Genomic DNA, 12,173 nt, shown 5'->3' on the forward strand with positions numbered 1-12,173 from the left:
GAGCAAAGCTTATCATCTTTGCTCCTGGTCAACGTATTTCTTTTTTTGCTCCGGTGTAAACGTGGGACGGACAATTACGTTTCTTGTCTTGTTTGTACAAAAAAGCCGTCTTTGCTGGTCCATTCTGCAAAATAAAGGTCATTCAGCTGGTAGCCGAGGTGATGCAATGCTTCTTTTAGGCGCGGGGCATCCCAGCCCGAGGCCTGAAGATTGGATAGATGCATGGCTCCATTTTCCACGAGCAAAAAAGAAGGTTCATTTCGTGCTGGTGTTTCCGGATTATCGTTCGTGGAGGAAGGGCCTGCATCGGCCTTTTCCAAAACACTGACTGTGCCGCTGGTTTCCAGAATCGCATATTCGACATCACGAAAAGAAAAAATCCCCTGGGTGCGCAGCAGCATGCGAAGCTGTTCCAGTTCCAGCTTATTTTTCTTGAGATTGTGGTGATAGACCTGCCCATCCTGCATCAGCACCGTGTTTGCTCCTTTGATAAACCAGCGGAATCCGTCAAACTTTTGCGTTAATGTTTCTAGCGCATAAATGACGAGGCCCCAAAGGACAAAGGTAAATACCATATGAAACCAGTGGACATCAGTGTTGTATAACCCCTGTTCGACGATGCCCCCAAGTACTAAAACGTAGACAAAATCCAACGGGGTCACTTGAGCCAGCTGCTTTTTGCCCAGCAGACGGGTAATCACAATGATTCCGATCAGCCCAATGCCAATGGAGATCATAATAGACATAAACATAAGCTGTCTTTCCTTTCTATAACTTCAGATTGAGCCTGCTAGAACGTGAAAATACTCATACGAAGGCCGCTACCCCGACACAAATATTGATGTATGGTTTCTGGGGGAAGGATTTGGCACGTACTCGTTAATGTTAATATGCATTTCACACGAAGAGGGCTGATCCATCTTTTCATTTTTCATGGCTTATCGCAAATTTTTCAACAATATAGAGGTAATTATTAAAAATCCCTCTTCGAATCATTCATCGTTTGGAGGCTAAGGCTCGAAAGAGATACATTCTGGATAAATATACTCTGAGAAGCCGATTCTTTATTGGATGGTATCGTGACAAGAGAACAAAAATAGAAGGGAAAGCTCATGATGAATGAACAACTATGGTTTCTCGTAGAACTGTTCGCAAATTTATTGCTAATATCGAGTGGATTGGCCCTGACAATGACTCTGACAAAGCGATGGTATAGGAAGCGTAATGGAGAGGATCGTCCACAAGACTATGCGAACGATACTCATCAAAAAATCACAATGTGGTTTGTCCTCATTATCGTTTTTCTTTTGGTTCCACTCATGAATCTGGAACGAACCTCGGGCCATTTGGTCTTCCTGTTCATTACCCTTCCCTTATTTTTGTTGTACCTCCTGATTGGAACGTATTTATGGAAAAAGGTGAGCAGTAATAAAGATGATTATTGGTATGACTGGTGGCTCTCAGGAGGTTTTTTGGTATGGTTTGTGCTTTTCATGATGGGTAAGCAATGGTGGGGGATATAAAAGTTTTGATAAATGGCGGTAACGTAACAAACAGAAGAATGTTGGCTTCTCATCTATGAACGGACACAGGTGGGCACTTATGAAAAGAGAAGGTTTAGGAAGAATGAGATTTTGAGGCAATAATCACTATGGAGCATTAAGAGCCCGAACATTGTTTTTTCAGGGTAAGCAAAAATGCTTCCTGGAAGAGGTCTATAGTCCGTTTTCGTTTATATAGAAACGAAAAAAAAGAGCCAGGCTTTGATGACGGCCAGGTCCTGGTTTTTTGATCACGTTGCATATGATAGTAGAAGACGGGATTCTCTTAACACAAAAGCAACCCTTCACCCGGATTCCCTTATTCTCTCGCGGCAGGCAGGGGTTCGCGTCTGGAGGGGTGACTGGTACCAAGGAAGCCCCATTTTTTCCGAACATTCCTACGGGGGAAATATTTTCAGTTACCCATAAAGAAGAAGTAAATGGCAGGCTCGTAGCCAAAAAACCGCTCGTCTATGAGGGAACGGTTATTAACGATATTTCCCTTACATTTCAAGATGGACGAATAACGTCCTATGCTGCAGCCAATGGACAAAAAGCATTAGAGCGTCTGATCGAAACAGACGAAGGTTCTCATTATTTAGGGGGAATTGCCCTAGTCTCTAGCCATTCACTTCTTGCTCAGACAAATACGCTTTTTTACAATACTCTGTTTGATGAAAATACAGACTGCCATATTGGCATCTGTAACGCTTCGCCTTTCAATCTTCAATATGGCAGCAGTTTATCGAAACAAGCGTTGGAGGCAGCCGGACTGAATACATCCCTTCTGACGGTAAATGTCACTTTCGGCACGGAAGATATGAAGGTGATGGGGGTCAAAAAAGACTGGGAAGAAACTGTATCTATGAAAGTAGATACAGTTTCTTCTTTGTTAAAAGGTGTGGCAATAATGTTACATATTGATATATAAAAACAATTTTCAAACAATTGTCACAGCATTGATGAGTGAAAACCGATACGATGATACTAACGAGTCCGGTAAACGTTTGGAGTCTTGCCGGGCTACCATCGAATAGAGGGGAGAACCATATGAACAAGAAAAGCATGATAATGCTGTCATCAATGCTGGTAACAACAGGAATCATGACGTCGTGTGGTGGAGAAACAGGCCAGGAGGAAAACAGTGAAGGTCAAAACCAGATGCAGGAAGAATCGCAGGAGGAGAATGGAGAAAACGCCAGCGGGGACGACACAGCCAATATCGACAACATGACGGCCGAAGAGCCGGGGAAAAATGAAACCTGCTACTACTGTGAAATGGGGATTCCACATCCAGAAGACGAGCAGTCTGTGTTTACCGCCCAGGCCATCACGAATGACGGCGAGCGCGTCTTTTTTGATGATTCCGGGTGCGTAGAAAATGCGGAACAGGAACAGGATGAGGAGTTCGCGAAAGTATGGGTAAAAGATTACAGTTCGGATGAATGGACCGAGCGGGAAGGAACCACGGTAGTGGCCGATAATTCTCTCGAGACACCAATGAGTTATCAGTATGCGTTCTTTGAAGAAGAAGCGGATGCCGATGCGTATGTGGAAGAGCATGAGGCTGAAGCTGCTTCCTGGGAAGATGTACAGGCCGATGCTCATGAGCGCGCACAGGGTGGGAGCATGGATCATGAAGAAATGAATCATGAGGACATGGACAGTCACGATGACGAACAGGACAACTCGTAAGAACGGCAGGCGGCTTTCGAGTCTCCTGTTATTTACATTGCTGACTATGAGTTACCCCGGTCAAGCCCAGGCCGAAACCTCGATACAGGAACAGATCGATCAAGCGGAACCGGGAGACACGGTCACTGTGAGCGAAGATGTCGCAGAAGAATCGGTAACGATCGATAAACCGCTAACGCTGCAAGGCGACGGCGTGACGATGAGGAATGATGCGGGAGAAACTCTTCTCGCTGTCGAATCGGAGGATGTCACCATCGAAGGGATCCGCTTCGTGCAGGAAGATACCCAAATTGAGGAAAGCATTGTGCCGGGGCAGGAATACGAGGCCGTTGAGTCCGAACCGGTCGTTTCTATTACGGATAGTGAGGGATTTACGTTTACCAATAACGAAGTAAAGATGATCGGATCTGGGCTGTATGCGGAAGCCAGCGATGCGTTTACCGTCACGAATAATGAATTTAACGGAACCTATTCTTCCTACGTGAACCAGGGGCTGGCAGCCGTCGAATTGTACGAAACCAATCAGGTGACCATTACGGGAAATGATGTCGAAAATGCGCTCGACGGTTTTTACCTGGATTCGCTTCAGGAAGCCGTCATTCATGAAAACGCGGTGACCGATTCCAGGTATGCCGTTCACTTGATGTACAGCTCCCAGGTGGAAGGTCACTCCAACCGTTTTCAGGACAATGTCAACGGGCTGATGATCATGGATTCGGAGGAAGCGGAATTTTTTGAAAACACCTTAACGGATCAGTTTGATGTCCGCGGCTATGGGCTGCTGGTGTACCGGTCGGAAAATATTCACCTGCATGACAATGAGATTTCACGTAACAGTACCGGGGTAAAACTCGAGGAAACCGAAAACGTTTCGATTCACGATAATGTGATTGCCGGGAATCAGGTGGGACTGAGCTGGGAACGGCAGCAGGCAGACGTCAACTTTTATCATAATGACATGGTCAGCAATGTTCTATCTACGCAAGGGGCATTCGTCGAGAAACTATCCCTGTCCCATCAAGCAAAAGGAAACTACTGGAGTGACTATGCTTTGATCGATAAGAATGGGGATGGTGTAGGAGAGGCACCATATGTCGCAGGATCCATCTACGACGCCATGCTGACGGATCATCCGGAATGGCAATTGTTTATGCACAGCCCGTCCATGACGCTGTGGAGTCAGGTGTCCGAGTGGCTTCCCTCACAGACCGGCCAAGAAGTCACGGACGAACAACCCCGTGTCGATTCCGATTTTGAACGAGCCAATGAGCCGTTAACGTCCGGAACATTTGCCGGCGTTGGCGGCGTACTGCTTCTGCTTTCCGGGGCTGGGATGTACTATTTCCAAAGGAGGAACAGCAAATGAAAAAAGCACCGATGGTTTTAACGGTCATGGCAAGTCTTGCGTTGAGTGCCTGTCAGCAGGCCTCGCATGATCCCCACGGCATCGACCATGACGTGGATACATGCGAAATCTGTAACATGGCCATTAACAACACCCAGGCGGCGACTCAAATCGTCATGGAAGATGGCAGTGCCGTGAAATTTGATGATATTGGCTGCATGATGCAGTACAAAAAAGAGCAGGCAGGGGAGTCGGAAAGCTTCCATACCGAATATATTAACAGCTACGGGGAAGAAAGCTGGACCGAGGCCGAAGAAAGCGTCTACGTTTACGATGAAGATATCTCGACCCCGATGGGGAACGGTGTGATCAGCTTTGGCTCTGAGTCAGAAGCCGAAGCTTATATGGAATCGGAGGACCAGGGTGAATTACTGAGTTATCAAGATCTATCTGACCACGACTGGAACAGCTTTTAACGATGTTTGCAGCCTTTTACAGAAACGATATGAAGCAATTCACCCGCAATCAGTGGCTTGTATGGTTTGGCCTGTTATTTGTGTTGGTCTCGACCAGCTTCATTCTCTTTGGAGGCGCCAACACGGAAACTTATGACGGCTTCAATACCACAACGGCGAGCCTGCTGAACGTGAATCTATTCCTGCTGCCACTTATCCTCTTTGTCATGGGAGCCGTCAGTGTAGCAGCAGAAAAAGAGGAAGGGTTGTTTGCATTGGTAGTAAGCTATCCGATCTCTTATATGCAGCTGGTAACGGCAAAAATATTGTCGCTTGTTACAGCCATGCTGCTTATCTTATGTTTTAGCTACGGCGTAGCTTCCATGGCGGGCTTTTTTACAGGAACATCACTTGCCTCGAATACATTGATATTATTTCTCTTTTTATCCGTGCTGCTTATAGTACTGTTGGCTCCGTTAGCCATTTTCATGGGTGTTTGTACGTCCACGAAGTTTCAAGCGATGGCTCTGGCCCTGGGCGTATGGGCTTTTTTGGTGCTGTTGTATGAATTTTTGTTTATGGGCCTGATTACGATGGTACCACCATTGTCGCTGACGGTCTTTTTAACCCTGGCCGTGGCAGCTAACCCAGTGGAATTGGTACGCGTAGCGACCATTATCATTATGGATGGCGGGGTGTCCCTCGGACCTTCCTTATATGATTTTACGGCCTATTTATCCGGGGGATTCGGTGCTTTGATTCTGGCCGTCTTTGCAGTGCTCTGGCTAATAGTGCCAACGGCCGTTAGTTACGGTCTGATTCGAGGAGGGAAAACGCATGGAAGCTAGCTCATCGATCTTGCGACTGGAAAACATTTCTTTAAAGCACCGATTTCAGCCGCTGACGTTTTCCATTACTAAAGGAAGCATTTATGCCCTTTGTGGTGGGAATGGCGCGGGAAAAACGTCATTATTCAGCGTGCTCACAGGGATGAACCGACCGTCGAGCGGAACAATGTATATGAGCAATGGGGAAATTCAAAACCATTCAAACACGTATCGGCAGTCTTTTTCCTACATGCCCGATCAACTGGTTTTTCCCCGACATTTAACTGGGATTGAAACCCTTCGTTTTTTTTCGGACTTGATGGGGGAACAGCAATACAAGGTCACCGAAATTTTGCCATATGTAGGGTTGGAAGAAGCAAAGGATCAAAAAGTGAAAACCTATTCGAAAGGCATGCAGCAGCGGTTGAATCTGGCTCAGTGTTTGATGGCAGATGTTCCCTTGTATATGCTCGACGAACCGACGAACGGGCTGGACCCTTACTGGGCTTATCAAATGAAGGATATTATTTTGGATCAGAAAAAGAAAGGAAAAACGATTATTTTTTCGACACACTCATTATCTCTGGTCGATGATATTGCCGATGACCTGTTGTTTTTACAGCAGGGAAAGGTGCTGATCAACGAGCCCATTTCCCACCTGCAGCAACAATTTGGAGATCAGAACGATCTGAGTTCCTATGTGTACCATTTGGTTGCTTCCCAGGAACATACATGAAGGAGGAGTAAGTTTATGCATAGCGATAAACGCCAGGAACAAATCGTAGCCTGGGCGAAGCAGTACGGCACCGTCCGCATCGCTTTTTTAAAAGAGCAATTGGGCGTCTCCGAGATGACCATTTACCGCGATATACAGAAAATCATGCAGGAAGAAACGATGGAACGAGTACCCGGAGGCGTGAAGTATCTGGAGCCTTCCGCGAGCCCCAAGCAATGCCGGGTCTGTTTTCAATCGTCCTTTTCCGTGCAGGCCGCGCAGCTTATGCATCCGGATGGCACGATGGAGCACTTCTGCTGTCCGCACTGCCTGCTGATGTTCACGGCGCATCACGGACATGACGACCAACAGCTGATCGGACGTGATTTTCTGCAGGGAACGACGATGAATGCGCGGCTGGGAACCTTTTTGATCGGGGCGGACGAATGCCTGCACTGCTGCGCGCCGCAGGTGCTTGTATTCCGACAGCACGAGCAGGCCGTCAAATTTCAAGCGGGCTTTGGCGGGCAGATCCATGGCTTTTCCGGGGCGGTAACAGCCGTAACTTCAGCCATGTCCTGCTGCTCATCAGAATCCAGGCATCCTTAGAACGAGATAATTCCCCGGAATGTTTAGCACAGGAGGAACCCATGAAACCACAGACAAACCACAAAAATAAAACAAACCGGCAGCATTATAATGTATTCTGGCGGTGGCATTTTTATGCCGGGATCATCCTGGCTCCGATTTTATTGATGCTGGCTATTACGGGAGCGACGTATCTGTTTCGCGGCAATATTGAACAATGGCTGTATCAGGACTATACAGAGGTAGCTGCGGAGGGGGGGCAACGGGAAGCCTCTGCCATTACCGGCGCGGCCATGGAAGCGTATCCCGATGGTACAGTGGCCCGCTACCAGCCGCCGTCCGAAGAGGGTGAAACGGCAGAGGTGGGAATAACCAACGCCTCCGGAGAGGGAATGACGGTATTTGTGAATCCCTATAACCTGGAGAGCACCGGAACGCTGCTGGACCAGAACCGGATCATGGACCGGGTGGAAGAATTACACGGAGAGCTGATGGCCGGCACGGTGGGGGACCGTATCGTGGAGACCGCTGCCTGCTGGACTATCTTTATGCTGGTCAGCGGGCTGTATCTCTGGTGGCCGTCCCGGCACCAGATGGCTTCCCGGAAAAGCTTTCTGCCATCGACGTCGACCAACGCTCGGGAGAAGCGCAAGCGCTGGCATTCGGTGCCGGCTTTTTGGATTTCGGGCGGTCTCGCTTTCTTTTTATTGACGGGCATGCTTTGGACCGGTTTTTGGGGAAACGGCATCCAGCAGTTGACCACTAGCCAGGGCATCGGTTACCCGCCGTCGATCTGGGTCGGGGACGCTCCGGTGTCCGACCAGGTTACCGAAGAAACGGGGGACGTCTCGTGGGCTGCCGAGCAGATGCCGGTGCCGGAATCTTATGCTGCCAACAATTATGAACAAATATCCATCGACCGGGTCGTGAACGAGGCGGAACAAACCGGTGTGGCTTCCGGCTACGATGTGTTTTATCCGTCTTCCGACGAAGGCGTTTATACGGTGTCGGCCTTTCCGGACCAGGCCCAGGGGGAAGTGACGATGCATATGAATCAGTATACCGGCAGTGTCCTGGCCGACTACCGGTGGGAGCAGTACCCGCCGCTCGCCAAGGTCATGGCGATGGGAATTACGATTCATAAAGGCCTGCAGTTTGGTATCTGGAACCAGCTGGCCGGGCTCCTCATCTGCCTGGGACTGATCGGCATGATCGTCAGCGGGATCCGGCTGTGGTGGACCCGCCGGCCGGAAGGAAAGCTTGGAGCACCTAAAAGCATGAGCAGCTGGCGGTTTCGGGGGTTTGTCGGCCTTGTGATTGGTTTTGGCGTCTTTTTCCCGTTATTCGGATTGTCGGTGTTGCTGATATACGCGGTGGACCGGCTGATTATTCGAAACAACCGGCGATTACGGTCGTTATTCCATGCGTCATAGGAAGGAGCAGTTATCATGAAAATCATGTTCATAGGCATAGCTGTATTGCTGCTCGTGAGCGGGTGTTCGACGCTCGATGCAAGCAATCATGAGGATTACGGCACCGCATCGCCTCCGGCGATGTATATCCACCCAGATCAGAGCCTGGAACCGCAGGAAGAGGAAGAGGTACAGATTCATGTGCTGCAAAACGAACAGCCATACGCTTTGGAGGACGAGGTCACCTTAACGGTCTATCATAAAGACCGGGAACAGATGCAGAAAATGACGGCGGAAGCTGTCCGTGAAGGCGTTTATACCGCGACCATTCGTGTGCCGGACGACGGGGTTTACACCCTGGAAGCTGCAGCGGGCCAGAATGAAGCAGGGCTGCGGACAGCGAAACAGATCGGCATCGGGGAGCTTACGTCAGACGAGCAGAGTATGTTGGCCGATGAAGAAGCGATGAATCATGACCACAGTCACCATTAACATAGGGGAAATATCTTTTTTTGATGTATATAGACGTGGAAATATGAGTAGAGAAAGCAAAGCCTGGGCATGAGGGCTTTGCTTTTATATGTTTAATGAATCACAATAATAGCCTATTGAGTAAACCAGTAAGACGTCGATTACAGTGCTAATAATTTATTTAATCATTCGAAAAAAGTATTAAAGGATATATGAAATTAAAGAAGAACCTTAACATTTAGTGCATCGGCCGTAGATCTCAAATTTATATGATGATACAGAAAAACATAGATAGGGGACTAATGTTCTTGAAGAATTCATCACCACACTTTTGATCGATCGACATTTCATGCAAATAATATGGCCGTAAAAAGAATTTTCCATTCTATTACGATAATAATAGGTTTGTTTTTGAAACTCTGTGTGGTGTATTAAAGAGAGTTGTTTAAATAAATTCAAATTCCTGTAGATAGTGTCAATGCTAATGGCTGGATAGTGAACTTTCATGAAATCAAATATGATTTTAGCTGAGAAAATATAATCATGATTAAAGAATATTCTAATCATTTCTTTTCGCTTATTCGTTAGTTTGTATCCGGATTCTTGGATATATTTTAATGCTTCAGAGTAGTCCACAATATCTCTCCTTTCAATTTGTCAATATGAATGATAACGGTGCTCAGATGATAAAGGATAACTGTTGAAAGAAATAAGTATGTAGTATCATACACATTTAAATCGAAATGATTTTGATTTATTCCATTGTATAAATCCTTGAAAAAAAAGTAAATGAGAAAGAAAAAAGTCTTAAAATCATTGACAAGCATCTAATGTTCCTATAGGATGATAAAATGTTGATTAAAACGTAACCATTACGATTTATATTATTGAACAATGAAAACAGAATCTCAATGATACTTGTAATGATGACCGAATATTTGAGGTTTGAAGAAATGTTCCAGCTGAACCATCTGCTGCACAATGTGAGGCAATCTGCTTCAAGCAGCTCAGGGGGTCGTTAGTAAAGGGAGGAGAAGTGCGTTTTATCAACTGCATTGACATTGGTGAAACTGTTCCAGTACTCTAAACGTTTACATATAAAAGGTCAGGAGTTGGAGAGTTCCCTTAGTGGAAGCTGTTACTTGTACGATACTCATAAGCGATCGAGTTCACTCCCTAAAACTTCCCCGTAACCCGGGCAGTTGCTGCATGTATTTAAAAGGAAGCACGTGATGCCTATATGCAGTACATGTATTAAGCTATTATATTTTTATTTATTAAATCGTAATGACTACGATTAATTATAAACAAGGAGTGGTATTCATGAGAAAATTTCCCATGAAAGGGTTAAGCGTCCTCGCGATCAGCGCACTGATGTACGAAGCCGGCAACCGCGGGGTCCGGTACATCTTTGAACTTGAACAAGGAGATGACGGCATGCCGCAGTACATTCAGTTCAGCGACCACGATATCAATCCGACCGATGCCGGGCATTATCATCTCTATTGGGGCGACGACAGCGACGAGCTGCTTGAGGAAGTGGACCACTGGCCGACCTACTATCCGTCAGATATGGACGGCGAAGAAATTACCCATGAAATGATCGCGCATTAAGCATTTCTCAAACATCAAGCTACTGACGAAAGGAACGAATACGATGAAAAAACAAACTGCTTTAGGTGCTTTTATACTTGCCGGCGCTGTCCTGCTCCAGGCCTGCAGTACCAGTGACGATAATCAGCAGAGCGCCTCCGGGGATAATAACGAAGACCAACAGGCGCAAAACGAAAAGCTGGACGTCTACACGACCCTGTTTGCCTGGGAGGATTTTGCCACACAGATCGGCGGTGATTACGTGAATGCAGAAAACGTCGTCCCTCCCGGCTCCAATGCCCACTCCTTTGACCCAACCCCTCAGACGCTGACCGATATTGCCGAGGGCGACGTATTTATTATGACCGGCAGTGGTATGGAAGGCTTCGCGGAAGAAGCAAAAAGAACAGTGGACGGTCAGGACGTTTCCGTACTCGAAGTGACAAATAACATGGAATTGCGTGAAGCCTCTGGCGAGCATTCGCACGGCCATGATGAAGAAGGCCACAGCCACGAGGAAGAGAGCCACAGCCACGAGGAAGAGAGCCACAGCCACGAGGAAGAGGGTCACTCACACAGCCACGGCGGCGTGGACCCGCACGTATGGCTTGATCCAGTCCGTGCCCAGGAGGCGGCTGAAAGCATAAAGAACGAATTAGTGGAACAAATGCCGGAACAGGAAGAAACATTTGAAAAAAACTACGAAGAGCTAGTATCTGACCTTGAAAGTATTGATCAGGACTTTCAGAACTTAGCAGACAATAGTGATCACCAACAGTTTATCGTTTCCCATGCGGGTTATGGCTACTGGGAAGAGCGGTATGGTTTCGAACAAATCCCTGTCAGTGGTATCAATTCACAGAACGAACCTTCTGTCCAGGAAATTAACAATATTATCGCTACAGCGGAAGAAAACGATATCAATACCGTGCTGTTAGAGCAAAATATTCCTTCGCAAACAGCGGAAACAGTGAAAGATGAAATTGGCGCTGATGTTGCTTACCTGCATAATCTTTCTACCTTAACTGAAGAAGACATTGATAACAATGCCACGTATGTATCTTTAATGGAAGAAAATATTGAAAGTCTGCAGCAAGCACTGAATGAATAATTCAGCTTTCTCTATTCAATGTAAAGAAATCATCTTAATATGATGGGAAAAAGCAAAGCCAAAGTATACAGGTTTTGCTTTTTCTTTTAGTAATAACAAGTAGAATGTTCTATAAAGTATCAACAGACAGCTCCCAGAACCGATATAAGAAGCAGAATGTATAAGGGGGGAACTGCATGCCAACATCCTGTGACGTATGCCTGCCGAAGCACCGCGGGTATACCATGTTTTTTGAGAACGGGGAATCACCGGCGGCTCTCGCCACCTATTTTGCGACGTACGAGGAGGACCAGTGGATGTCGGTAGACGCCACCACCGTCTGGATGGAGGAAGGGGTGGCTTTTTCACTGCTCGACTATCTCGACATTTACTTCCCTTAGGCGTCATTATTTGTCGTTGCGGCGCAAAAACACGCCCCGC

At 47.0% G+C, this 12,173-nt stretch carries 14 protein-coding genes and 1 pseudogene; 13 read left to right on the top strand and 2 right to left on the bottom strand.

Annotated features, from left to right (window positions below; genetic code table 11):
• Nucleotides 1-74: 74 nt before the first annotated feature.
• Nucleotides 75-752, bottom strand: a complete 678-nt coding sequence (locus SIC45_RS06610; RefSeq protein ID WP_319631512.1) for a DUF421 domain-containing protein — start codon at nucleotides 750-752, stop codon at nucleotides 75-77.
• Nucleotides 753-1,112: 360 nt separating this feature from the next.
• Between SIC45_RS06610 and SIC45_RS06615 the strand changes: the two genes are divergently transcribed.
• From SIC45_RS06615 to SIC45_RS06660, 10 genes are all read left to right on the top strand, one after another.
• A complete protein-coding gene (locus tag SIC45_RS06615) occupies nucleotides 1,113-1,523 on the top strand; it encodes a hypothetical protein (RefSeq protein ID WP_319631513.1) in 411 nt (136 codons plus the stop codon).
• Nucleotides 1,524-1,803: 280 nt separating this feature from the next.
• Entirely contained in the window at nucleotides 1,804-2,472 is a 669-nt protein-coding gene (locus SIC45_RS06620; protein WP_413645505.1) for an aminopeptidase, read from the top strand.
• A gap of 119 nt (nucleotides 2,473-2,591) precedes the next feature.
• Entirely contained in the window at nucleotides 2,592-3,236 is a 645-nt protein-coding gene (locus SIC45_RS06625) for a nitrous oxide reductase accessory protein NosL (RefSeq protein ID WP_319631515.1), read from the top strand.
• On the top strand, nucleotides 3,193-4,602 hold the full coding sequence (locus SIC45_RS06630) for a nitrous oxide reductase family maturation protein NosD (RefSeq protein WP_319631516.1): 1,410 nt from the start codon (nucleotides 3,193-3,195) through the stop codon (nucleotides 4,600-4,602). The genes SIC45_RS06625 and SIC45_RS06630 overlap by 44 nt, the downstream gene beginning before the upstream one ends.
• A complete protein-coding gene (locus SIC45_RS06635; protein WP_319631517.1) occupies nucleotides 4,599-5,057 on the top strand; it encodes a nitrous oxide reductase accessory protein NosL in 459 nt (152 codons plus the stop codon). The genes SIC45_RS06630 and SIC45_RS06635 overlap by 4 nt, the downstream gene beginning before the upstream one ends.
• Nucleotides 5,058-5,059: 2 nt before the next feature.
• Complete coding sequence (locus SIC45_RS06640; RefSeq protein ID WP_319631518.1) at nucleotides 5,060-5,884, top strand: ABC transporter permease; 825 nt, start codon at nucleotides 5,060-5,062, stop codon at nucleotides 5,882-5,884.
• On the top strand, nucleotides 5,874-6,599 hold the full coding sequence (locus SIC45_RS06645; protein WP_319631519.1) for an ABC transporter ATP-binding protein: 726 nt from the start codon (nucleotides 5,874-5,876) through the stop codon (nucleotides 6,597-6,599). Before SIC45_RS06640 ends, SIC45_RS06645 begins: the two co-directional genes overlap by 11 nt.
• Before the next feature lie 15 nt (nucleotides 6,600-6,614).
• Nucleotides 6,615-7,187, top strand: a complete 573-nt coding sequence (locus SIC45_RS06650) for a DeoR family transcriptional regulator (protein ID WP_319631520.1) — start codon at nucleotides 6,615-6,617, stop codon at nucleotides 7,185-7,187.
• A 41-nt stretch (nucleotides 7,188-7,228) separates the two neighbouring features.
• Nucleotides 7,229-8,599, top strand: coding sequence for a PepSY domain-containing protein (locus SIC45_RS06655; protein ID WP_319631521.1), 1,371 nt, complete (start codon nucleotides 7,229-7,231; stop codon nucleotides 8,597-8,599).
• A 15-nt stretch (nucleotides 8,600-8,614) separates the two neighbouring features.
• Entirely contained in the window at nucleotides 8,615-9,070 is a 456-nt protein-coding gene (locus SIC45_RS06660) for a hypothetical protein (protein WP_319631522.1), read from the top strand.
• Between the two features lie 210 nt (nucleotides 9,071-9,280).
• Here SIC45_RS06660 and SIC45_RS16510 read toward each other — a convergent pair whose 3' ends face one another.
• Nucleotides 9,281-9,685 carry a Fur family transcriptional regulator gene (locus SIC45_RS16510; RefSeq protein ID WP_413645506.1) on the bottom strand — a complete coding sequence of 135 codons (405 nt, stop codon included), beginning with the start codon at nucleotides 9,683-9,685 and terminating at the stop codon, nucleotides 9,281-9,283.
• Nucleotides 9,686-10,426: 741 nt separating this feature from the next.
• On the opposite strand from SIC45_RS16510, the pseudogene SIC45_RS06665 reads away from it, so the two are divergent.
• The 3 genes and pseudogenes from SIC45_RS06665 to SIC45_RS06675 form a co-directional block, all read left to right on the top strand.
• A pseudogene (locus tag SIC45_RS06665) lies at nucleotides 10,427-10,663 on the top strand (ZinT/AdcA family metal-binding protein); the annotation flags it as partial.
• Between the two features lie 43 nt (nucleotides 10,664-10,706).
• Nucleotides 10,707-11,753 carry a metal ABC transporter solute-binding protein, Zn/Mn family gene (locus tag SIC45_RS06670; protein WP_319631523.1) on the top strand — a complete coding sequence of 349 codons (1,047 nt, stop codon included), beginning with the start codon at nucleotides 10,707-10,709 and terminating at the stop codon, nucleotides 11,751-11,753.
• Between the two features lie 176 nt (nucleotides 11,754-11,929).
• The gene (locus SIC45_RS06675; RefSeq protein WP_319631524.1) at nucleotides 11,930-12,133 is read left to right on the top strand and encodes a hypothetical protein; all 204 of its coding nucleotides are present in this window, start codon (nucleotides 11,930-11,932) and stop codon (nucleotides 12,131-12,133) included.
• Nucleotides 12,134-12,173: the final 40 nt, after the last annotated feature.

It is taken from the genome of Marinococcus sp. PL1-022 (assembly GCF_033845285.1).
Classification (GTDB): Bacteria; Bacillota; Bacilli; order Bacillales; family Marinococcaceae; genus Marinococcus.